Origin of the sequence: Lentzea sp. NPDC051208, assembly GCF_040682435.1 — a bacterium.
In the GTDB taxonomy this organism is placed as follows: domain Bacteria; phylum Actinomycetota; class Actinomycetes; order Mycobacteriales; family Pseudonocardiaceae; genus Lentzea; species Lentzea kristufekii.
On the sequence record NZ_JBFBAW010000039.1, the window covers coordinates 14,329 to 36,357 of the forward strand.

At 70.2% G+C, this 22,029-nt stretch carries 17 protein-coding genes and 1 pseudogene; 8 read left to right on the forward strand and 10 right to left on the reverse strand.

Translation table 11 applies throughout. From position 1 onward, the window contains the following. The first annotated feature begins 57 nt into the window (after window positions 1–57). The 6 genes from AB0M48_RS44960 to AB0M48_RS44985 all read left to right on the forward strand — a co-directional run bounded on the left by AB0M48_RS44960 (window position 58) and on the right by AB0M48_RS44985 (window position 13,475). On the forward strand, window positions 58–3,624 hold the full coding sequence (locus tag AB0M48_RS44960; RefSeq protein ID WP_363855332.1) for a DUF4132 domain-containing protein: 3,567 nt from the start codon (window positions 58–60) through the stop codon (window positions 3,622–3,624). Window positions 3,625–3,738: 114 nt separating this feature from the next. After that, the gene (locus tag AB0M48_RS44965; RefSeq protein ID WP_363855335.1) at window positions 3,739–7,305 is read left to right on the forward strand and encodes a DUF4132 domain-containing protein; all 3,567 of its coding nucleotides are present in this window, start codon (window positions 3,739–3,741) and stop codon (window positions 7,303–7,305) included. After that, window positions 7,302–8,372: an AAA family ATPase gene (locus tag AB0M48_RS44970; RefSeq protein WP_363855338.1), complete on the forward strand. Its 1,071-nt coding sequence runs from the start codon at window positions 7,302–7,304 to the stop codon at window positions 8,370–8,372. The genes AB0M48_RS44965 and AB0M48_RS44970 overlap by 4 nt, the downstream gene beginning before the upstream one ends. After that, window positions 8,330–10,573 (forward strand): DUF5682 family protein, encoded by a 2,244-nt coding sequence (locus tag AB0M48_RS44975; protein WP_363855340.1) that lies wholly within the window; start codon window positions 8,330–8,332, stop codon window positions 10,571–10,573. Before AB0M48_RS44970 ends, AB0M48_RS44975 begins: the two co-directional genes overlap by 43 nt. Beyond that, window positions 10,570–11,673 carry a VWA domain-containing protein gene (locus tag AB0M48_RS44980; RefSeq protein WP_363855343.1) on the forward strand — a complete coding sequence of 368 codons (1,104 nt, stop codon included), beginning with the start codon at window positions 10,570–10,572 and terminating at the stop codon, window positions 11,671–11,673. Before AB0M48_RS44975 ends, AB0M48_RS44980 begins: the two co-directional genes overlap by 4 nt. Then, window positions 11,670–13,475, forward strand: a complete 1,806-nt coding sequence (locus AB0M48_RS44985; protein ID WP_363855346.1) for a hypothetical protein — start codon at window positions 11,670–11,672, stop codon at window positions 13,473–13,475. The genes AB0M48_RS44980 and AB0M48_RS44985 overlap by 4 nt, the downstream gene beginning before the upstream one ends. Before the next feature lie 161 nt (window positions 13,476–13,636). On the opposite strand, the gene AB0M48_RS44990 is transcribed toward AB0M48_RS44985, so the two are convergent. The 3 genes from AB0M48_RS44990 to AB0M48_RS45000 form a co-directional block, all read right to left on the reverse strand. Then, the gene (locus AB0M48_RS44990; protein WP_363855349.1) at window positions 13,637–14,896 is read right to left on the reverse strand and encodes a tetratricopeptide repeat protein; all 1,260 of its coding nucleotides are present in this window, start codon (window positions 14,894–14,896) and stop codon (window positions 13,637–13,639) included. A gap of 16 nt (window positions 14,897–14,912) precedes the next feature. Then, complete coding sequence (locus AB0M48_RS44995) at window positions 14,913–15,791, reverse strand: ArsR family transcriptional regulator (RefSeq protein WP_363855352.1); 879 nt, start codon at window positions 15,789–15,791, stop codon at window positions 14,913–14,915. A 137-nt stretch (window positions 15,792–15,928) separates the two neighbouring features. After that, entirely contained in the window at window positions 15,929–16,483 is a 555-nt protein-coding gene (locus tag AB0M48_RS45000) for a TetR/AcrR family transcriptional regulator (protein WP_363855354.1), read from the reverse strand. A 401-nt stretch (window positions 16,484–16,884) separates the two neighbouring features. Between AB0M48_RS45000 and AB0M48_RS45005 the strand changes: the two genes are divergently transcribed. After that, entirely contained in the window at window positions 16,885–17,085 is a 201-nt protein-coding gene (locus AB0M48_RS45005) for a hypothetical protein (protein ID WP_363855357.1), read from the forward strand. Between the two features lie 81 nt (window positions 17,086–17,166). Here the strand turns inward: AB0M48_RS45005 and AB0M48_RS45010 are convergent, their stop codons facing one another. The 3 genes from AB0M48_RS45010 to AB0M48_RS45020 all read right to left on the reverse strand — a co-directional run bounded on the left by AB0M48_RS45010 (window position 17,167) and on the right by AB0M48_RS45020 (window position 19,176). Beyond that, window positions 17,167–17,676 carry a hypothetical protein gene (locus AB0M48_RS45010; protein ID WP_363855359.1) on the reverse strand — a complete coding sequence of 170 codons (510 nt, stop codon included), beginning with the start codon at window positions 17,674–17,676 and terminating at the stop codon, window positions 17,167–17,169. A gap of 229 nt (window positions 17,677–17,905) precedes the next feature. Further along, the gene (locus AB0M48_RS45015; protein ID WP_363855362.1) at window positions 17,906–18,040 is read right to left on the reverse strand and encodes a hypothetical protein; all 135 of its coding nucleotides are present in this window, start codon (window positions 18,038–18,040) and stop codon (window positions 17,906–17,908) included. Further along, a complete protein-coding gene (locus AB0M48_RS45020) occupies window positions 18,037–19,176 on the reverse strand; it encodes a DUF4386 family protein (protein WP_363855365.1) in 1,140 nt (379 codons plus the stop codon). The genes AB0M48_RS45015 and AB0M48_RS45020 overlap by 4 nt, the downstream gene beginning before the upstream one ends. A gap of 337 nt (window positions 19,177–19,513) precedes the next feature. Here AB0M48_RS45020 and AB0M48_RS45025 point away from each other — a divergent pair. After that, window positions 19,514–19,980 (forward strand): annotated as a pseudogene (locus tag AB0M48_RS45025) (response regulator transcription factor). A gap of 104 nt (window positions 19,981–20,084) precedes the next feature. Here the strand turns inward: AB0M48_RS45025 and AB0M48_RS45030 are convergent. The 4 genes from AB0M48_RS45030 to AB0M48_RS45045 form a co-directional block, all read right to left on the reverse strand. Further along, window positions 20,085–20,255, reverse strand: a complete 171-nt coding sequence (locus tag AB0M48_RS45030; RefSeq protein ID WP_363855368.1) for a CsbD family protein — start codon at window positions 20,253–20,255, stop codon at window positions 20,085–20,087. A 188-nt stretch (window positions 20,256–20,443) separates the two neighbouring features. Further along, window positions 20,444–20,791, reverse strand: a complete 348-nt coding sequence (locus tag AB0M48_RS45035; protein WP_363855371.1) for a hypothetical protein — start codon at window positions 20,789–20,791, stop codon at window positions 20,444–20,446. 131 nt (window positions 20,792–20,922) lie between these two features. After that, window positions 20,923–21,159 carry a hypothetical protein gene (locus tag AB0M48_RS45040; protein WP_363855374.1) on the reverse strand — a complete coding sequence of 79 codons (237 nt, stop codon included), beginning with the start codon at window positions 21,157–21,159 and terminating at the stop codon, window positions 20,923–20,925. 229 nt (window positions 21,160–21,388) lie between these two features. Next, window positions 21,389–21,958 (reverse strand): hypothetical protein, encoded by a 570-nt coding sequence (locus AB0M48_RS45045; RefSeq protein ID WP_363855377.1) that lies wholly within the window; start codon window positions 21,956–21,958, stop codon window positions 21,389–21,391. Between the last annotated feature and the right edge of the window lie 71 nt (window positions 21,959–22,029).

A 22,029-nucleotide genomic window follows, 5' to 3' on the forward strand; every position in this document is an offset into this window, starting at 1 on the left:
AGACCGGCTCGGCACGATCGGCGCCGGACACCTCGGTTCGAAAGCAGGGAGCAGTCAGTGCGCAGGTGGGAGCTCGTCTCGGGCAGCGCGGCGAAGTTCTGGGAGATCGGTCAGGACGGTGCCGTGGTCACCGTCCGGTTCGGACGCCTGGACACGCACGGCCAGACCCAGACCAAGGAGCTGGCGTCCGCCGAGGCAGCGAAGGCACACGTCGCGAAGCTGGTGACGGAGAAGGAGAAGAAGGGCTACCGCGCCGTCGGCCCAGCCGCCGCCACGACCGAGGCCGCAGCCGAGACCGCCGCCGCCCAGTCGGTCGCAGCGCCCGCTGCCACCCAGCCCGCCGCGGCTCTCCCCACCCAGCCCACCGGCTCCCCCGTGTCCTCCCAGCCCATCGCCACTGCCGTTCCCGCCCAACCCACCGCCGTCGACGAGGACACCTGGGTCATGCCCAAGGCGTGGCTGCGCGACGTGGTGCGCCAGCGCGGCTTCCACCCCGCCCCGGAGTTCTCCGTCGACACCGCGCTGGCCGAGGAGGCCAGGCAGAGGATCGTCGAGCAGCGGGACACCACGATCGAGCGGATCCTCTCCGAGCCCACCTCCGACCCCGATCTCGTCCAGGCCGCGCGCGAGCACCTGGCCGGCCGGCCGAATCCCACCGGCGCGGCGGCGATCGCGGCCGTCCTCGCCAGCGGTGAGCAGTCCGTGCACGCCTGGATCGCCGATCACGGCCTCGTGTTCGCGACGGAGGCCACCACCGAGTTCATGCGGCTGCTCTGCGGCCGGGAGTGGCAGCAGCGCGCCTACGGCAGGGAACGCCTGGCGTCGCGCGGCGGGTCCGTCCACATCACCATCGGCAGCGTCGAGTGCAAGATGCTCACAGCGGTCCGGTACGCACTCGCCATCGCCGAGGACGCCGAGCACAGCGCCGCGGAAGCCGTGCTCGACAGGCTGGGCGCGATCGACGAGCCCGGCACGAAGCTGGTCCGGGCGTTCCTGATGCCGGGCAGGCCCGACTGGTTCCGGGAGGCGTGCCAGGCGCCGAACACGACCGCCCGCTGGTGGGTCCTCCACTGCAGCGCCAGCACGTACGCGGAGTTCGAGGCCGCACCGCATCTCGTGTCCAACCACTCGGTCGTCCTGCACACGGCGCTGTACGTGCTGGGTCCGGCGATCGCGCCGTTGCTCGCGAACGCGCTCGATGGCCAGTACCAGCGTGCGGACACCCGCAAGCAGGCGCTGAAGACCCTCTCCGTGCTGCCCACCGACGAGGCGTTCGCCCTGCTGCTCGACCGGATCGACACCAAGTACGTGCGCCCGGTGGTGCTGTCCATGATGGCGGCGTTCCCTGCGCGGGCGGCCCGGCTGCTCGGCGAACGGTCCGCCCGCAACGACGAGTTCCGCCAGCTGCTCAGCGTGCACCTGAAGACGTACCCGCACCTGGAAGCACCCGCCGGCTTCGTCGAAATCGAAACGGCGGCGGTGCCGGAAGCGCCCGCGGAGGCGTTGCCGCCCGTCCTGGCTTCGCCGCCGTGGCTGCACCGCAAGCCTCCGGTGAAGCCGGTGGTGGTACCGGATCTGCCGGTGCCGAGCCGGTCGATCACGTGGCAGCCGGGTGAGCGGGAGGAGTGGCTGAGGGACGGCCACTGGGACACCCACCGCTACAAGACCTGGGAGCACTGGCTTTCGGAGTACGAGGCGGGCCGGATCGGGTACCGCATGGCCGACCTGCTCATCGGGGCGCCCGAGGAGAAGGTGCGGCACCTCCTCGCGGACTGGCAGCCGAAACTGGGCTGGAGCGCGGAGTCGGCCGGCAAGCGGCTGGCCGCGAAGTTCGGCTTCGACGCGTTGCCCCCACTGCTGCGCATCGCGGAGAAGAACTCGGGGTCGGCGGCCATCCTGCTGCCGTTCGCGACGCCCGAGGTGGCCGCGCTGATGGCGGACTGGCTGGTGCGGCTCAAGCAGGTCCGCAAGACCGCGCTGAGCTGGCTCGCCCGGCATCGGGAACAGGCCGCGCGCTTCCTCGTTCCCGCGGCCCTGGGCAAGCCCGGCGCCGAGCGGCGCAACGCCGAGACCGCGATCCGCCACCTGCACGGACTCGGCGTGGACGTGGTCGCTCTGGCACCGAGCCCGGCCGCGGCCGCCGCTCTGGAGTCCTTCCTGGCCGTCGACCCGGTCGACGTGCTCCCCGCCAAGCTGCCCGTGATCGGCGAGTGGGCGGACACCCGCCTGCTGCCCCAGGTCCTGCTGCGCGACCGCAGGCAGGCCCTGTCCGCGGAGGCTGCGCGCCATCTGCTGATGACGGCCGCGCTGTCCAAGCCGGGCGACGTCTACGCCGGGCTGCCGATCGCCCGCGAGGCGCTCGACGAGAACTCGCTGGCGGAGTTCGCGTGGGCGGTCTTCCAGCGCTGGCAGGAGGTCGGCGCGCCGTCGAAGGAGGGCTGGGCGCTGACCGCGCTCGGCTGGTTCGGCAACGACTCGACGGTGCGAGCGCTGTCGCCGTTGATCCGGGCCTGGCCGGGCGAGAGCCAGCACACCAGGGCGGTGACGGGTCTCGACGTGCTCTCCGACATCGGCACCGAGGTCGCCCTGTCCCACCTCAACAGCATCGCCGAGAAGGTGAAGTTCAAGGGCCTCAAGACCAAGGCGCAGGAGAAGGTCTCCCAGATCGCCGACGAACTGGGCCTGTCCCGCGACCAGCTGGCCGACCGTCTCGTGCCGCGCCTGGGCCTCGACGACGCGGCGAGCCTGGTGATCGACTACGGCCAGCGCCGGTTCACCGTGGGCTTCGACGAACAGCTCAAGCCCTACGTCCTCGACCCGGACGGCAAGCGCCGCAAGGACCTGCCGAAGCCCGGCGCGAAGGACGACCAAGAGCAGGCCCCGCTGGAGCACAAGCGGTTCGCGGCCCTGAAGAAGGACGTCCGCGCCGTCGCGTCCGACCAGATCCACCGCCTCGAACGCGCGATGGTCGACCAGCGCACCTGGACCGCCGGGGAGTTCCACACGGTCCTGGCCGGCCACCCGCTGCTGTGGCACATCGTCCGCCGCCTGGTGTGGATCACCACCGACGGCCGGTCCTTCCGCCTGGCCGAAGACCGCACGCTCGCCGACTCCGGCGACGACGAGTTCACCCTCCCCGAGGACGCCACCGTCCGCGTCGCCCACCCGGTCGACCTCCAGGCGGAACTGGCGGCGTGGGGCGAGGTCTTCGCCGACTACGAGATCCTCCAGCCGTTCCCCCAGCTCTCCCGCCCGCTGCACGTGGTGCCCGAGGGCGAGGATCTCCTGCCCCACCTGAAGAAGTACTGCGACGTGGACCTCCCGGTCGGCAAGATCCTCAGCCTCACCAAGAAGGGCTGGGTCCGCGGCGAACCCCAGGACGGCGGCGTGGAGTGCTGGATCACCCGCCCGCTGCCGTCCGGTGGCGCGCTGGTCGCGTCGCTGGACCCCGGCATCGCGGTGGGCGCGATCGACATCTTCCCCGAGCTCAAGTTCACCGAGCTGTGGTTCTCCGCCGACGGGCAGGGCTACTGGTCCTCCCAGCGCACCGCGGCGAGCACCTTCACCGCCGACGCCATCTCGGCCTCGGAAGTGCTGTCCGAACTGGAGTCACTGCGGTCGTAGGCCCCGAACCAGGGGGTCTGATCAGCTCTTCGAGCCGGCGCGGAAGAATTGTCAGACCCCCTGAGTAACGTCCGGTGCACATCAACTTTCTTGTGGGGCCCAGGAGGTAACGCAGTGCGCAGGTGGGAACTCGTCGCGGACGGCTCCGCGAAGTTCTGGGAGGTCGAGCAGGACGGCGCGGCGGTGACCGTCCGGTTCGGACGGCTGGGCACCACGGGCCGGACGCAGACCAAGGAGCTGGCCTCCGCCGAGGCAGCCGGCGCGCACGTCGCGAAACTGGTGGCCGAGAAGGAGAAGAAGGGCTACAGACCGGAAGGCGCCGCCGAGGCGCAGCAGCCCGCCGCCTCCGGTGCACCTGCCGCGGCCGAACAACCCGCTTCCGCGCAGCCCGCCGCTGGTGCACCTGTTGCCGGACCACCCACCACCGGCGCACCTGGCACCGCCGAACCCGCGACTCCCGTCGACGAGAACACCTGGGTGATTCCCAAGGCGTGGCTGCGCGACGCGGTGCGGCAGCGCGGGTTCGCCCCGGAGCCGGAGTTCGCGGTCGACCCGGCGAAGGCCGAGCAGGCACGGCAGCTGATCAGCGAGCAGGCGGAGACGATCGAGGACGCCCTCTCGCGCAAGGATTCGAAGGCCGAGCTGGTCAGCGCGGCCCGCGAATACCTTGCCGGGCAGCCGAACCCCGCGGGAGCGGCGGCGATCGCGGCCATCACGAAGCCGGGCGTGCCCGCCGTGCACGCCTGGATCGCCGACCACGGCCTCGCCTTCGCCACCACCGCGGTCGTCGAGCTCACGCGCGTCGTGTTCACCGATCAGTACCACCAGAAGCGTGGCAGGTGGACCGGGATCTGCCTGCAGCACGCGACCGGCAACTTCCACACGTCGATCGGCGAACCGGAAGGCCTGATGCTCACCGCCGTCCGGTACGCGATCGCCGTCGCGGGTCCCGAGGAGCGCGCGGCCGCCGAAAGCGTGCTGGAGAAGCTCGGCACGTCGAAGACCGAGAAGGAAGTCCGGTGCTACCTGATGCCCGAGCGGGCGGACTGGTTCACCGAGGTGCGCAAGCAGCCGTACACCCCGAGCCGGTGGTGGATGCTGCCGAGCAGCGCCCGCAGCCTCGAGGACTTCAGGAAGGCCGACGAGTCGATCACGACGTCGGCGTTCCTGCTCTACACGGCCGTGTACGTGTTGGGGCCGGCCATCGCGCCGTTGCTCGCGGAAGAGCTCGACTCCGACAGCTACTACCAGCGGACGGGAGGCCGGAAGCAGGCGTTGAACGTGCTCGCGGCGCTACCGACCGACGAGGCGTTCACGATCCTGCTCGACCGGCTGGACGGGAAGTACGTGTGGCCCGCCGTGGTGTCCGCGATGAGGGCGTTCCCCGAGCGGGCGGCGCGGCTGCTGGCCGAGCGCGCGTCGTCGAGTGACGCCGTGCGCCGGCTGCTGAACGTCCACCTGCGGAGCAACCCGCATCTGACCGTGCCGGACGAGGTCGCGGCGCTGCTCGCCGAGTCCATCGAGGCGATCGTGCCGGAGGCGAGTGCGGATCAGCTGCCGCCGTTGCTGGCCTCGCCGCCGTGGCTGCACCGCCGCAAGTCGGTGAAGCCCGTGGTGCTGGCGGATCTCCCCCTGCCGGAACCGACGATGAACTGGCTGCCCGGCGAGCACGCCGAGTGGCTGGCATCCGGCGCGGCGTGGCGGCAGGACCACCACGACTGGCGCAAGCTCCTCGAGAACTACCTGGCCGGCGTGATCGGCTACTACGACAACGACCTGTTCCTCCTCGCGCCCGACGACGAGGTGCGGCACCTGCTCGCGGACTGGAAGCCGAACTACAGCTACGGCGTCGAGGAGTGGGGCAAGAACCTGGCCGCCCGGTTCGGCGTCGACGCGGCACCGGCGCTGATCCGGCACGTCCAGTCCGCCCCCGCGGGCACCGGCATGGTGCTGCTGCCGTTCGCGACGGCCGAGGTGGCCACGCAGATGGCCGACTGGTTCGCCCGGACCAAGACGGCCCGGCGCTGGGGGCTCGAGTGGCTGGCCCGGCACCGTGAGCAGGCCGCGCGTCTGCTCATCCCGGCAGCCGCCGGGAAGGCCGGTGTCCCCCGCCGCAACGCCGAAGCCGCGCTGCGCCACCTGAACAACACCGTCGGTGTCGACGTGGCCGCCGTCGCGAAGGAGTGCGGCGCCGAGGCGGCGATCGACGTCGTGCTGTCGGTCGACCCGATCGACGTGCTGCCCGCGAAGCTGCCGGCGATCGGCGAGTGGGCGGACCCGCGCCTGCTGCCGCAGGTCCTGCTGGCGGACCGCAAGCACGCCCTGCCCGCGGAGGCCGCCGGTCATCTGCTGATGACGGCCGCGCTGTCCAAGCCCGGCGAGCTCTACGCGGGGCTGCCGATCGTCCGCGAGGCACTCGACAAGGATTCGCTGGCGGCGTTCGCGTGGGCCGCGTTCCGGGCGTGGGAGCAGGCTGGCGCGCCGTCGAAGGAGGGCTGGGCGCTGACCGCGCTCGGCTGGTTCGGCGACGACTCGACGGTCCGCTCGCTGTCACCGCTGATCCGCAACTGGCCGGGCGAGAGCCAGCACGCCAGGGCGGTCACCGGGCTCGACGTGCTCGCCGACATCGGCACCGAGGTCGCGCTGTCCCATCTGAACAGCATCGCCGAGAAGGTGTCGTTCAAGGGTCTCAAGACCAAGGCCCAGGAGAAGGTCTCCCAGATCGCGGCCGAGCTCGGCCTGTCCCGCGACCAGCTGTCGGACCGGCTGGTCCCGCGCCTGGGTCTGGACGACGCCGCGACCCTGGTGGTCGACTACGGCCCGCGGCGGTTCACGGTGGGCTTCGACGAGCAGCTCAAGCCGTTCGTGCTGGACTCGGACGGCAAGCGCCGCAAGGACCTCCCGAAGCCCGGCGCGAAGGACGACCAGGAGCGGGCGCCGCTGGAGCACAAGCGGTTCATGGCGTTGAAGAAGGACGTCCGCACGATCGCGTCCGATCAGATCCAGCGGCTCGAACGGGCCATGGTCGACCAGCGCACGTGGTCCGCCGAGGAGTTCCTGACGGTTTTCGCCGCCCATCCGCTGCTGTGGCACCTGGTCCGCCGCCTGGTGTGGATCACCGGCGAGGGCACCTCCTTCCGCCTCGCCGAGGACCGCACGCTGGCCGACGCGAACGACGACGAGTTCACGCTGCCCGAGGACGCGGTCGTGCGCGTGGCGCACGCGGTCGACCTTCGGGACGCGGCCGCGGCGTGGGGCGAGGTCTTCGCCGACTACGAGATCCTCCAGCCGTTCCCGCAGCTGGGCCGCCCGGTCCACCTGGTGGCGTCCGCCGAGGACGTCCTGCCGCGGCTGAAGAAGTTCTGCGCCACCCCGTACCCCATCGGCAAGATCCTCGGCCTCACCAAGAAGGGCTGGGTGCGCGGCACACCGCAGGACGCGGGCGTCGAGTGCTGGATCACCCGGCCGTTCCCGGGCGGCGGCGCGCTCGTCGCCTCGCTGGAGCCCGGCATCGCGGTGGGCGCCATGGACGTCTTCCCCGAGGTCGGTTTCAGCGACATGTGGTTCTCCCCCAGCGGCCACGGCACCTGGTCCGCCCCCTCGGACGCGCCCGCCACCTACGCCATCGACCCGATCACCCTCTCCGAACTCCTCTCCGAACTGGAGTCCCTGCAGTCATGACCAGCACCCAGACGATGCAGCGTCCTCCCGCCGAGGTCCGCTACGCCGACGAGCTCGCGCGCCTGCGGGACGCCGACACCGCGCCCAAGCCTCCGGGCTGGGCGCTGAGCCTCGACGCCGCGCGCAAGTTCGTGGTGGGCGACGAGAACCGGGGCATCGTCAAGAAGTTCGTGGGCGATCCGTCCCTTGTGGACCGCGCGTTGGTCACGCTCGCGACGAGCCGCGGCCTGATGCTCGTCGGTGAGCCGGGCACGGCGAAGTCGTTGCTGTCCGAGCTCATCGCGGCGGCGGTGTGCGGCGAGTCGACGCTCACGATCCAGGGCGGCGCGGCCACGACCGAGGACCAGATCAAGTACTCGTGGAACTACGCGCTGCTGGTCGCGGAGGGGCCGTCGCCCCGGTCGCTCGTGCCGGCGCCGATGCTGCGGGGCATGGCCGAGGGCAAGATCGTCCGGTTCGAGGAGATCACCCGCTGCCCGCTCGAGGTCCAGGACTGCATGCTGTCGATGCTGTCCGACCGCGTGATGGCGATCGGTGAGCTGAGCGGCCCGGACGGCATGGTGTTCGCGCAGGACGGGTTCAACGTGATCGCCACGGCGAACACGCGGGACAGGGGCGTCAACGAGATGAGCGCCGCGCTCAAGCGGCGGTTCAACTTCGAGACGGTGTTCCCGATCGCCGACTTCGACACCGAGCTCGCGCTGGTCGAGCAGGAGGCCGCGAAGCTCCTCGAACGCTCCGGTGTGGAGCTCGCGCCGAGGCGCGACGTGCTGGAGGTCCTGGTCCGCACCTTCCGCGATCTGCGCGAGGGCAGCGACAGGCTCACGACCGTGATGAGCACGGCCGAGGCGGTCTCGGTGGCGCACGCGGTGGGACTGCGGGGCTGGTTCCTGCGCGGTGAGGTCGGTTCGGCCGCGGACGTCGTGGAGTGCCTGGCGGGCACGGCCGCGAAGGACAACGCGGAGGACCTGGCGCGGCTGCGGCGGTACCTGGAGCAGCACGCGTCGCGGCGCAAGGGGAAACAGTGGCAGGAGCTGCACCGCGCCCGGCACCTGCTGCCCGGCTGATGGGCGCCGTGTTCGTCGGCGTCCGGCACCACAGTCCCGCGTGTGCCCGGATCGTCGCCGCCACCATCTCCGAACAGCAGCCCGCGTACGTGCTCATCGAGGGTCCCGCCGACTTCAACGAGCGCATCGACGAGCTGCTGCTCGGGCACGAGCTGCCCGTCGCGTTGTTCAGCTACTCCGACGAGCACGCGTCGTGGTCACCGTTCTGCGACTACTCGCCGGAGTGGGTGGCGATCACCGAGGCACGCCGGTGCGGCGCCGAGGTCAGGTTCATCGACCTGCCCGCGTGGCACGAGGCGTTCCGCGACGTCAGCAACAGGTACGCGGACGCGGAGCTGCGCTACACCGAGGTCGTCGAGCGGTTGTGCCGGGAGTTCTCGGTCGACAACGTCGACGTGCTGTGGGACCACCTCTTCGAGTGCGAGACCGAACCGAAGGGCATGGCCGAGTACTTCGACCTGCTGCGCGGCACTGCGACGGCGGACGAGGGCGACTCGGCGCGCGAGGAGTACATGGCGCGCTGGGTACGGGCAGCGGTGCACGACGCGGGCGAGCGGCCCGTCGTCGTGATCACCGGTGGCTTCCACACGGCCGCTCTCAAGGCACAGCTCGACGGCAGCACCGACTGGCCCGAGGTGCCCGAACGCGAGCGGGGCGCGAGCTATCTCGTGCCGTACTCGCACGCGCGGCTGGACGCGTTCACCGGCTACCAGTCGGGCATGCCGTCGCCCGGCTACTACCAGCAAGTCTGGGAGACCGGGTCGCAGCGCGCGGCGGACTGGCTGGTCGAGTCGGTGGCGACGAGGTTGCGCCGCAGGCAGCAGTCCGTGTCGACGGCCGACCTCATCGCGGCGCGCACCCAGGCCGGCGCGCTCGCGAGGTTGCGCGGGCACGAGAACCTGGCGCGCACGGACGTGCTCGACGGTCTGACCAGCGCGTTGATCTCGGAAGACCTGACGCAGCCGCCTCCGTGGACGCGGCGCGGCACGTTGCAGCCCGGCGCGCACCCGGCGTTGATCGAGATGATCGGGGCGCTGCGGGGAGGCAAGGTCGGCCGGTTGCACCCGAGCACGCCCGCGCCGCCGCTGGTCAACGCCGTGCAGGAGTTGCTGCGCACGCACGGGCTCGACCACGAGGGCAAGGTCGCCCTCGATCTCACGGTCCCGGAAGCGCTGGAGCGCAGCAGGATCCTGCACCGCCTGCGGGTGCTGCGGATCCCCGGCTTCGAGCGCACGAGCGGACCGTCCGGGGGCGCACAGCCCCAGCTGGAGGAGCAGTGGACGCTGCGGCCCGTCGAGGAACGGCTGGCCGCGTTGATCGAGGCCGCCGAGAACGGTGCCACGCTGGAGGAAGCGGCCGGGGTGGCGCTGGAACGCCGGTCCCGGGACGCGCAGCTCGAAGAACTGGCCGCGATCCTGTTCGACGCGGTGCTGTGCGGGATCTCGGCGTTGTCCGGCAGGGTCCAGCAGACGCTCAACGAGGGCGTCCGGGAGACGGGTGACCTGGCGGCACTGGGCAGCGTGCTGACCGGAGTGCTCGGGTTGTGGCGGCACGACAGGTTGTTCGGCACGAAGAAGGACCCGTTGCTGGGCTCGGTGATCGACGTCGGCACCGCGCGGGTGCTGTGGCTGATCGAGGGCCTGCACGGCGGACCGGCTCCGGCCGATCCGCACCGCCTCAAGGCGATGGCGGCGACCAGGGACGCGGTGCTGCACGCCAGGTCCGCGCTGTCGCTGGACGTCGTGGACGTCACGGGCGTCGCGACCAGGGTGAGCAACGACGTGCAGGCGCCGCCGGACCTGCGCGGTGCGGCACTCGGTCTCGCCTGGACGCTGGGTTCCCAGCCGGACGTGCACAAGGTGAGGAGCATCAAAGCTCTCGGCGACTGGCTCACCGGGCTGTTCGCGGTCGCGCGCGAGGAGGTGCTGGCGAGCCCCGGCCTGGTCGGGGTGCTCGACGAGCTGATCAGCGCCATGGACGAGGAGGAGTTCCTGGTGGCGTTGCCCGCGTTGCGGCTCGCCTTCAGCTACTTCCCGCCCAGGGAAAGAGAAACGATCGCGGCCACCGTCCTGGCCCATCGCGGCGTCGAGGGCAGCGCGAAGGGCGTCACCCGCCTCACGGTCGACCCGATCACCGTGGCGGAGGCGATGGCGATCGAGAAGCGCGTGGACGCGCTGCTGGTGAAGGGCGGGCTGGCATGACGGACCTGGAACGCTGGCGGCTGATCCTGGGCGAACCCGCGTCCCGCTGCACAGGGGGCCTGCAGGGCGACGCGGCCCGCCGCGACACGGCGCTGGAGTGGCTCTACGGGCGTGATCCCGAGCTGGCCGAACGCGGTGTGCGCAAGGGCGGCAGCGAGGACTCGGTGCTGCAGACCGTCGACTGGCTGGACGAGGTGCACACCCTGTTCCCGAGGGAGACGATCGAACGGCTGGAGCGCGACGCGGTCGAGCGGTACGAGATCACCGATGTCGTCACGGATCCCGAAGTGCTGCAACGGATCGAGCCGAACCCGGCGTTGCTGCGCGCGGTGCTGCGGACCAAGCACCTGATGAACCCGGCCGTGCTCGCGATGGCCCGCAAGATCGTCGAGGCGGTCGTGAAGCAGCTGATGGAGAAGCTGAAGACGGAGGTGCGCACGGCGTTCAGCGGCACGAAGTCGCGCAGGCCGAGCATCCACAAGAACTCGCGCAACTTCGACTTCCGCTCGACGATCAGGGCGAACCTCCAGCGCTACCAGCCCGACGAGCGCAAGCTCGCGATCGAGCACCCGAAGTTCGTCTCGCGCACCAAACGGCACCTGGAGCAGTGGCAGGTGATCCTGCTGGTGGACCAGTCGGGGTCGATGACCAGCTCGGTGATCCACTCGGCCGTCACGGCGGCGTGCCTGTGGGGGCTGCCGGGGCTCAGGACGCACCTGGTCGCGTTCGACACCAACGTGGTCGACCTGACCTCGGACGTCACGGACCCGGTGGAGCTGCTGATGAAGGTGCAGCTCGGCGGCGGCACGGACATCGCCAAGGCCGTCGTGTACGGGGCCGAGCTCGTGGACAGCCCGCGCCGGTCGATCGTGGCGATCATCAGCGACTTCTACGAGGGCGGCAGCGAGGAGCGCCTGGTGCGCACGGTCAAGGGCCTGTGCGAGCAGGGCACGCACGTGCTGTGCCTGGCCGCGCTGGACGACGAGGCGAACCCGGACTACGACAGGGCGCTGGGCCAGCGCCTCGCGAACGTCGGCGCCCACGTCGGCGCGATGACCCCTGGCCAGCTCGCGGAATTCGTTGCGGAGAAACTGAAGTGACCAGACCCGACCTGCTGGCACTGACCCCGGACGCGCTCGCGGCGCTGGCCAACCGCGGTCTGGTGAAACGTGCCGTCAAGGAACTCGACGCGGGCGTCGTCCCGGTGCTCGACACCGATGCCGCCGGTGCGGTCCAGGGCAAGTTCCCGGACGGCACCACGACCACGCTGCCGCCGGGCGTCGCGCTGGACGCGGCCGGGTGCAGCTGCGGAGCCGCGGGCGTCTGCCGCCACCGCATCGCCGTAGTCCTCGCCTACCAGCGCACGCAGGAGGCGAGCGCGCCTGCCGAGCTGTGGTCGCCGGGCTCGGTGCCGGACGCCGATCTGGTGGCGTTGATGGGCGAACGCACGCTGCGCCGCGCCCGCAGGGCGCACCAGGCCGGCTACCGCGCGAAGCTCCGCCGCCCGACCGCCCAGGACCAGACGGCGCAGGCGGAACTCCCGACCTGCACGGTCACGTTCCTCGTGCCCGGCGACCTGTCCTACGTCCACACGGACGCGGTGAACAAGGACGAGGCGACAGCGCTCGCGGTGTGGGCCTTCCGGGAGGCGGACGAGCAGGGCACCGACACGGTGGACGTGGGCGGATCTCCCACCACGGCAACGGATCTGACCGCCGTGACCGACCTGCTCGACCAGTTGCTGCTCGACGGCGCGACGAACGCGAGCGAGGTGCTCGACGTCGCGTGGCAGCGCCTGCACCGCGACCTGACCGCGCAACGCCTGCACTGGCCCGCCGCCGTGATCACCGACCTGCTCGCGCAGCTGGCCGCGTACCGCGGCCGCAGCGCCGACTACGAGGCGGAGCGGTTCGCCGCCCTGCTGACGGAACTGCACGCGCGCACGACCGCCACCGGGCCCCGTGCCGAGATCCTCGGCCCGGACGAGCCCGCGGAGACCCCGCTCAAGCGAGTCCGGCTGACCGCGCTCGGCGCCCGCCTGCGCGCGGAGAACGCGGCCGACGTCTACTTCGCGTCGGGCGACGTCGTGCTGGTGCAGCGCGACACCCCCCTGCGCACCGGCCAGCGGCTGGCGGCGTCGAACGTGGTGTCCGAGTCGGCAACGCGCAGCGCGAGCCGCGCGGTGACGCTCAAGACCAGCCGAGTCGCCAAGACCTCGCTGACCCCGGTCGGCACGGCCTGGGACCACCTCCCGCAGGCCCTGGTGATCGACGACTACGAAGCGGCCGCCGCACACCTCGCCGAGTTACCGCCCCGCCAGGTCCGCGCGAGGGTCGAGGCCGAACTGGTCCGCGCGATCCGGGTGGCCGAGGTGTCCGACCTCGCCTACGACCCGGCCGCGCAACGCCTGACCGCAACCCTGCACGGCCCCACCGGCACAACGTGCCTGCTGGAGTCAAACCACCGAGCGGTAGCACCACAAGCACTGGACGCACTGACAATGGCACTGCGAGCAGGTCCGACCACGATCACCGGCACAGTCCGCAGGCACCGCGGCACACTGGTGGTCGACCCCCTGGCCGTCCTCACCCCCACAGGCGTGGTCGTCCTCGACTTGGCGACGGACACGACACCACAACCCCTGTCACCGGGCACCACGGCCTCCGACTCGCTGAGCGCGACGGTCGACAGCGCCCTGACAGTGCTGGCCGAGGCCGCCCACCGAGGCCTGGACCACCTGACGGACAGCCTGCTCACCCGTGCACGAGAGGTAGGCGCACACCTGCACAAAGCAGGCCTGCGCACAGCCGCAGCCCACGTCACGGCGTTCGCCGACGCCCCGGCCGCGACCACCTGGCTCGCGGCACACCTGCGATTACTAGTGACGGCCGACGCCCGCTGACCCGCCCCGAGCCACTGGCGGCCGCTCTCGCCGACAAGGCCTGTGGACAACCGACGAAGCCTGTGGACAGAGCGGGAACCAAATCCGGGGTTCGCGCGTTGCGTCAGGAGGAATCGCGCGGAGGAGCAGTGGGCACCGCGTCAGCCCACTGCATATCTGCGTCAGCCCACTGCATATCTAGTGCCAGGCACGGGCCGTTCGACCTGCCCCGCCACTTCCCCCGCCACCTGCCCGGCCACCACCGACGAGGTCGGATCGATCCGCTGGGACAGCACGTAGTCCTCGGCCGCCTCGCCCACCCGCCCGAGCCGTTCCAGCACGAAGGCCCGGAGATGGGCAGCACGGGCCGCGCCCCAGCCCCCGAGCGCGATCCCCCGGCCGTAGGCATCAAGGGCATCCTCCAGCTGACCACACGCGGCGAGCGCGTCGCCCTGCAAGGCCCACGTCCTGTCGTCGCCCGGGCTGAGCTCGACCAGCTCGGCGGCGTACCCGGCGGCGCGCTGGCTCAGGCCCACGGTGAGGTGGGTCCGCACGAGGAACGAGTACAGGGCGTAGGCCTCGTCCGCCCAGGCCAGGCGCTCCATCTCGGTGGCCGGGGTGATCGACGTCAGCGATTCCAGCGCCCGGCCCAGGAGGCGGTGCGTCTCGGCGATGTCGCGGCGCACGAACGGGACCGCGGCGATCGCGCGGTGCAGGCGTGCTCGCCCCAGCTGGCCGGAGAAGCCCTGCTGGGGCAGTTCGGACGAGGCCTTGGTCGCCAGTGCGGCAGCGGCGCGCATCGAGGTGGAGTCGGCGCCGCGGGCGGCGTTGCGGAACACCACGAACAGGGCCAGGTCGCGCCGCGTCTCGGGCGGGAGGCCGGATCTGGCTCCGTGCAACGCCATCGCCTCCACGGCGGAGGCCGGGAGGTGGCAGCGCAGGACGGCGAGTTGTTCGAGGGCCAGATCGGGCGAGAGGACCTGTTTGCGCGGGTCGATGACGCTCAGGCCGATCACCGTGGCCGCGTGCTGCGGATATCCCAGGCGCAGCAGCAGGTCGCCGGCGACGCGGCGTTCGGCCGGGCGCAGCGAGCCGAGTGCGCGTTCGTGCACGCGCCACCACAGTTCGGAGGCCAGGTCGACCGGGAACGTCGTCATGTCCGGGCCCGCGCCGTCGAGGCGGCCCCAGCTGGCGGCGGTCAGCAGGCGGAGCTGGGCGGAGGGTGGCGGTTCGAAGCGGGGCACGCTCGCCGACGCGCCTGCCACGAACGCCGAAGCCACGGCGTGGGTGATGCGCGCGTGCAACGCGGAAGCGCGCACGGGGGCGGAAAGTCCGGCGTAGACGCGACAGGCGACGGGGACGCGGGCGGTGCAGAGCGCGCGCAGCCGGGTCGCCAGCGCGCGGGGACTCGGGTCGGTGCGGTACCGCGGCATCGCGGTCATGCTGGCCTCCCTGGTGTCAGTTCAGCAGTTCCCAGCCGCGGCGGGTCAGGCGGTGGCGGACCGACCGTCCGTTGCGGTGGGTCGACACGAAACCCGCGGTGCGCAGGGCCGTCGCGTGCTGCGACGCCGTGGGCAGGCTGATGCCCACGTGCTTGGCGAGTTCGGTGGTGGTGCGTTCGGAGGTGAGCGCCCGCAGCACGAGCGTGCGGGTGCGTCCCAGTGCCAGTTCGAGACTGGCACCGCTCGGCTGGGGTGCCGTGACCGGGTAGAAGAGCAGCGGCTGCGGTTCGGCGAACATCGCCACCGCCGGGCGGGTCAGTCCGTTGAGCACCGGCACGATCAGCATTCCCGTGCCCCGCAACGAGATCTCGGTGTCCCAGCCCAGTTCGACGTGCAGGGCCGGTGAGGTCCACGAGATCGACGGGTGCAGGTGGCCGAGCAGGTCCCCCAGTCCGCGCGTCACCGCCTGCGACGACCGCAGCCGCACCTCGGCCTCGAACGTCTGGCGCGTCTGCGACCAGTTCGGCCCGAGCAGGTCGCGGAAGCCCGACCGGAACGCCGATCTCAGCTCCTGGCGCGCGGCCGGAGTGCCGGCCGCGAACGACCGCAGCCACGGCGACGTGGTGCCCAGCATGCTCGCGATCTGGTCGCGCACCCGCGTGGAGGGCACCTCCAGCACCTGGCACACGGCCTGGTCGAAGTCGGGCTTCGCCGAGTTGAAGAAGTCGGGGATGAACCGTCCGGGCCTGACCAGTTCGGCCAGCGGGCGGATCTGCGGCAGCAGCAGGCGGTCCCAGTCACCGCTGTGCACCGTGAACACCAGCTCGTACATCGGCAGCGGAGCCGACGCGAACCGCGTTCGCGCGAGATCTTCCAACTCGAAGAGAATGGTCAATCCGCGCCCCTTGGGCACGGATTCGGACATGACGATCGGCATGTGCTTCCCCCCGGAGTGCAACCACTTCCGAAGGTACGCAGACTTCGTTGTCCGGTGTCAGCGCCGTTCCACTTGACAACGTTCGGTGGACAAACTCAAACAAGCGGCCCGGACTGCTCGGTGAGCTTCAACAGCAGGTCACGGGTGCGCTCGCGCTCTTCATCGGGCTCTTGGCCGCGCCACAGCAGGTCAGCCAGCGTCACTCCATCGAGTGCACGGGAAATGAGGTCAGCACGTTGTGGGTGCAGGCCGTCTGAATCGGTTTGCTGCCTCCACCGGGTCGCGGCAACGTCCAGGCGCTGCTGCAGTTCCGGGACGCCGAGCAACGCCGTTACGACAGACGGGTGAGACCACAGGTCGTCCACCGCGAAGGTCGCCTTGATGTGCGCGCGCGTCCAGCGGCCGGGTGTGTCCTCCGGTTCGAGCAGGCTCTCGACCGTCGCGTCGTAGTGGTCGAACCACTCCTCGATCAGTCCAACGATCAACGCCTGCTTGTTGCGGAAGTGGTGCAGCAGGCCGCCCTTCGAGACGCCCGCCTCCTTGGCCACGGCGTCGAGGCTGACGTTCGGGCCTTGCTCGATCAACGCGCGCGCGGCGGCTGCGAGCACCTCACGGCGGGTGCGGGGCGCGTTGCGCTGCTCTCCGGGCATGGTGATCAACCTATCGCCTGCCCAGCCGACCGCCTGGACGGTACGTCAACTTACAGACCATTCGGTCGGCTAAGCGCGTTCGTCATGCCGGTCTCCCGGCTGCGCGACGCCAAGAAGCGCGGGAAGTTCCGAGCTGGGGTGCGGGTGTTTGTCGCTGGCGCGGCTGCACGTGCTGGAACAGAGCAGGAACGGAACGACTCACCACCACCAGGAACGGATCTTCAGAAGGCATCTGAAACCTTCGAGGCAAGGCCGCCATGTCCGTCTGGGCGCAGTACCGACAACTCGCCGGACGCTACGAGGTCACCAGCCGGAGTTGTCCGCCGCCTCGGCGCAGAGCTGGCCGAAGCATCGGCTCACGTGCCCAGTGACGTGAATCCGGCACAGGCACGGAGAAGGTCGTGGCCTCCTCCACCAAGAATCCCGGTGAGCCGGCTCGGAGCAACCCGAACTACGTCGGCGGCAACATCCTCACCGGAGCCAACGACCCGTTCCAGCTGGTGTTCCGGCCCTGCCCGACCTTCCACCCCTACGACACCGGCCTGCCGGCGTGTACCTGTGCTCCGCCGCCACCCCTTCTGGTGCCGGAGTGCACGGCATGAGCGGATACCACGCCGCCGGCCGCGCCCTTCGCCACCTGGAGCGCATGAAGCGGTGACGGCCGGGCAGGAAGTCCGAGCTCGTCACCGATCGCGGATCGAGGCGGTGTGGGCCAGGACGACAGTGGCCTTGTCCGGGGAGAGAAAACGAAGCCCCATGAAGTTGTCGCCGACGGTGAAGCCAGGCAACGCCCAGATCTCCTCGTAGGGCATCCGCACGAACCAGTGCCGACGGAGGCTGTACACGTTGCTCCACAAGCACTTCGCAGGGTCAGGACGCCACAGGCTCCGCGCGAACGCGGGGTTGCGGAACCCGTGGCCGACCTCCCCGATGGCCAGCACGTGTTTCTGACCGGTGAGCAGAACTACATCGCCGGTGGCCAGGCTGTCCATCCGCTTGTCGTGCCTCGCCGTGGCGCCCCAGAACCGCGCGCGGCCGCTGGGATGCACGGCGTTCAACCGGGCAAGGTCCACCGGGTCCAACAGCTCGGCGAAACCGGTGGACCCGAACGACACTGGTGTCGCCAAGGTTTGCGACCAGTGCCTGCGCGCCTCCGGAGTCCCGTAGGAGGGCTGGATGAAGACCTGAACCACGGATTCAACCTACATAGCCATGTCGGTGACCGCTGCGTTCGTTCACGTAGCCGGTGTCGGGGTTTCTTCCGGTAGCCCCGAGGGGTATCTGATGGGCATGCTGACGGCGGTGCTGTACGGCCTGGCCGCATCGAGTGCGTTGGTGGTCGGGTCGATCGCCGGTTCACTGTGGCGGCCGCCGCGGTGGTTGACCGGCGTCCTGCTGGCCTTCGCCAGTGGGGCGTTGATCTCAGCGCTGGCCTTCGAGCTGTTCGAGGAGGCGTTCCACCTCGGTGGCGCGGTGCGGTCCGGGCTCGGCCTGCTGGCCGGTGCGGCCACGTTCGTGCTGGTGGATTCCGCTCTGGACCGCTACGTCACCGGTCACTCCGGGCCCGAGCAGCGGGAGGTGACGAAGGCCGGCGCGCGCGGTGGCGTGGGCTTCGCGCTGCTGGCCGCGGTGACCCTGGACGGGGTGCCGGAGAACCTGGCGCTCGGGGTGTCGCTGGCCAGCGGGGTCTCGTTGACGTTGCTCGTGGCGATCTTCTTCTCCAACCTTCCGGAGTCGCTGGTCGGTGCCGTCGCCATGCGCGAGTCGGGCCAGAGCAAGCGAACCGTGATCCTGACGTGGGCGGTCTGCGCCCTGCTGCTGGCAGCAGCGGTGGTGCTCGGCAGACTGGTCGCGGGCGGGCTGAGCGACGCCGTGCTGGCTGTCGCGCTGTCGTTCGCCGGCGGGGCGGTGATCGCATCGCTGGCCGACACGCTCATGCCCGAGGCGTTCGAGCACGGCCGGCCGCTCAACGCCTTCGCCACGGCTGGGGGCTTCTTCCTCTCGTTCATCCTCGCGGCCTGACGGAAACGGCCGGTACCGGGGATCGGACGCCCTCGGATGAGCAGGTAGAGCATCAGGCCGAACTCCGCGAGCGACGTGGAAACCGACACGAGGTCGCGGACGAGGCCGGGGGCGCCGGGCAGGACGAACGCGATCACCGGGTCGGCGATCCACGCGAAGCCGCCGACGACGAGCAGCACGCCGAGCGGCTTCGGGAACAGGGTGAAGCGCAGGGCGAGATAGCCCATGGGCAGCAGCCACAGGCCGAAGAACACGCCGCCGAGGGTGTACCCGTACCCGTGCAGGTCGAGCAGCAGCAACGCGAGTCCGTCGGCGTGCGCGGGGTCGGTGGCGACTCGCAGTGCCCCGTAGTGGAACGCGAGGTTGAGCAGGATCGAGCCCGCGCCGACCGACACGAAGACCAGGAGCGCTGTCGCGGCGCGTTCGTCGACGTGGTGCAACAGGCGTTGCAGCGCCAGTCCGAGGAAGACGAACACCACCGCCATCAGCACGTCCGCCGCGAGACTCCAGCGGAAGAGCGCTTCGTGGGCCACGATGTTGGCCGCGGTGGTGACGGGATCGCCAGGCACGGGCACGCTGTCGCGCACGACCAGTTCCGCCCATGTGCCGAGGACGACGAGAGCCAGGTACAACAGACCGGCTGTTCTCGCGAGCGTCGTGGGCTTGGTCATGGCTTCTCCTTGTGGCGCAACGCCGGTAGCGGTGATGACGACACCAACGCTGTCCTGCCGGAGCCTCGAGCGACTCCCCGCGAAGTACCTCGCGCCCTCTAGGGTTCGGCCATGCCGGAACTGCTGCGTGCGTGGTCCCGCGTCTGGCGCTCCCTGCTCGCGGCAGCCGTCGGCCGTGGTGGCGTGGGGCGCCATGACCGCGGTAGTGCTGTCCAGGCCACTGACCGCGGCGCAGCAGGACGTCGTGGGCGCGGTGCTGGTGCTGGTGCTCGACCTCGTGTTCGGCGCGGTGACGCTCATCGTCGACGACGACCCGCTGGTACGAGCAGGCCTGCGGATGATCATGGGCGGCGCCGACGACATCGACGTCGTCGGCGAGGCGGCCGACGGGCGGGACGCCATCGGCGTGATCGCGCGCGAACGACCGGACGTCGTCCTGATGGACATCCGGATGCCCCGGATGGACGGCCCGCCGACATCGTCGCCGCCGTGCGCCGCGTCGCGCTCGGTGAGCCGATGCTGTCGCCGAGCGTCACCAGCCGGCTCATCGCCGTGGCCACCAGGCAGGGCGACGGCTCGCGGCAACGCACGGCCCGCGCGTTGCTCGCCCGCTTGACGGACCGTGAACGCGAGGTCGCCACCGGGGTCGCCGAGGGGTTGTCCAACGCCGAGATCGCCGAATCGCTGCACCTCGGCCTGGCCACCGTCAAGACGCACGTCGGCAGCGTGTTCGCGAAGCTGGAGGTCACCAACCGCGTCCAGGTCGCCCGGTACGTGCACGACGCCGAACCGGCGTCCTGGTGAGGGCCGTGGGAGGGACGGGTGCCGACCCGAACTGCAGATCGGGAGAAACGCCATGAGCGTGCATCGAGGATGCACGCTCATGCGAAGTGGTGAGTGAGTCAGTCCTACTTGAAGGCGTCCTTGACCTTTTCGACCGCTTCCTTCAGGTGACCCTTCGTCTGGTCGGCCTGTCCCTCGGCCTTCAGGGCCTCGTCGTCGGTCGCGGCGCCGACGCCTTCCTTGACCTTGCCCTTGAGCTGGTCGGCCTTGGCGTCGATCTTGTCGTCGGTGCCCATGCGGTCCTCCTCAACGCCTGATTCTCAGGATTACGTGGCTTCGGATGCCCAGCACAGGCAGACATGAATCTTCGAACACGTCACAGCCTCGGGGCCCACCCCGCCGCACCCACAACGTCAGGATTCGCCCGAGAAGGATGAGGACAAGCCGGCGATCGTGGAGTAGTCGCCTCGGGCCACAGAAGTGGTCAGCCGGTAGGAGTCAGTGCGCCGACGGCGTGACGTGCTGTGGCGTGGGCCAGCGTTCCGAGTCGCTCCCCGTGGGAGCGCTCATCCTCGAAGTCGAGGTCCACGCAGGGTTCGCCGTCGTTGCCGGAGAAGGCCGGCACCGCGATGACGTTCGCGTCGACGTGGCAGACGTTGATGTCACTGAGCAGTTCGGCGTCCTGCATGTTGATCAGGCTCACCTGGTGGTCGTGCTTCGGGACGAGGTCCGTCAGGTCGTCCATCGCGCCACTTTGCGTCGCGAACGCGGGCGTGCCCATCATCAGAAAACCCGCGCCCACAGCGGCTGCGGCGAAAGCCTTCCTCAGCATGATGATTTCTCCTCATGAACCGTCGTTCGATCTGCGCGTGCTACGAGTGGGGAACGGAACCAGGCACCCCTGCCAAGGCTCCGTTCCCCAGTCCGAGGACGGCGCGTCGTCATTACGGGCGCCGTCTCACGTCACTTGTCGTCGGGGTTGGCGCACAGGCCGCTGTCGTTGTCCGACAGCACCGGCACCGCGATGACGTTGACGTCGATGAAGCAGGCGTTCAGATCGCTGAGCACCTCGGAGTCCTCCAGGTTGACACCGCCGACCTGGTGCGACAGGTCCAGCTCGGGGGCGTCAGCCATCGCGGTGGAACCGAAACCGAGAAAAGCGCCCGCGATAGCGACGGCCGCCCCTGCCTTCTTCAGCACGAAAATCTCCTCTGTTGAATCCTTCAGAAAGGAAAGTGTCGGCATTGCGCACCTTCCGCAAGTCCGGCAAGACCATAGCCAAACGATCAAGGGACACCAAATCATCAATCATGCTTCGACCTGGTCGAGCCCACTCGAATCACACCTTCGAGTGGCGTTTGGTCCCGGCGTTTGGACTTGTTTCGCTTGATGATCAGGCCAAACAGGCTGAAGCCTCGTTCGCATCCCGCTATCGGGTGAAGCTGTCCCCCGCGCATGCTTCGGCGTACGTCCGAGACGGCTGCAATGGCAACTTCAGGGCGTGCGCAGCGGAGGAGTACCAGTCTTCCAGCGCACGGTGCCGTTCGAAGAGATCGTCGAGCGTGGCACGCGATTCCCGCAGAGCGCGTCCGACGATGTCGCAGGCGTGTGCGCCGGTTTCAGCGAGCCTGCGCTGGGACTCCCGTCCGGCCTCATTCGGTAGCTGCACCCGCTGATCAGCGGCTTCCCCGGCGACGCGGCTCCTGGTGTGCAGCAGGTAGCGGATGCACCCCGAGACGGCGTCACCCTTGGCGTATCCGGCGTGATGGGTCCGGTGCTCGCCGAGTTCCAGCCGGGCTCCTTCGAGGTACCGGGTGAGGTCCTCGGCCATGGCGAGAGCCGAATCCCGGTCGGCGCGGATGAGAGCTACCTGGGCCTCACGCCGGGCCAGTTCCTCGTGCACCTGGTCACGGTCATAGCCGAACCATCGCGCGCGGAATGTCGGCCGTTCTTCGCCTGTGAGGGCTTCTCCGCCGTCCAGGAGGTCTTCGATGGTCATTGCCGGTCCTTCCTGAACGTGCGCGATTGCCGCTGTGCTGGCGAAGTACCCGCAGAAGGACTTTGCAACCG

Coding starts and splice junctions, on each gene's coding strand:
- AB0M48_RS44970 (WP_363855338.1), top strand. CDS start 7,302: ATGACCAGCACCCAGACGATGCAGCGTCCTCCCGCCGAGGTCCGCTAC.
- AB0M48_RS44980 (WP_363855343.1), top strand. CDS start 10,570: ATGACGGACCTGGAACGCTGGCGGCTGATCCTGGGCGAACCCGCGTCC.
- AB0M48_RS44990 (WP_363855349.1), bottom strand. CDS start 14,896: ATGACCGCGATGCCGCGGTACCGCACCGACCCGAGTCCCCGCGCGCTG.
- AB0M48_RS45000 (WP_363855354.1), bottom strand. CDS start 16,483: ATGCCCGGAGAGCAGCGCAACGCGCCCCGCACCCGCCGTGAGGTGCTC.
- AB0M48_RS45020 (WP_363855365.1), bottom strand. CDS start 19,176: ATGACCAAGCCCACGACGCTCGCGAGAACAGCCGGTCTGTTGTACCTG.
- AB0M48_RS45030 (WP_363855368.1), bottom strand. CDS start 20,255: ATGGGCACCGACGACAAGATCGACGCCAAGGCCGACCAGCTCAAGGGC.
- AB0M48_RS45035 (WP_363855371.1), bottom strand. CDS start 20,791: ATGCTGAGGAAGGCTTTCGCCGCAGCCGCTGTGGGCGCGGGTTTTCTG.
- AB0M48_RS45045 (WP_363855377.1), bottom strand. CDS start 21,958: ATGACCATCGAAGACCTCCTGGACGGCGGAGAAGCCCTCACAGGCGAA.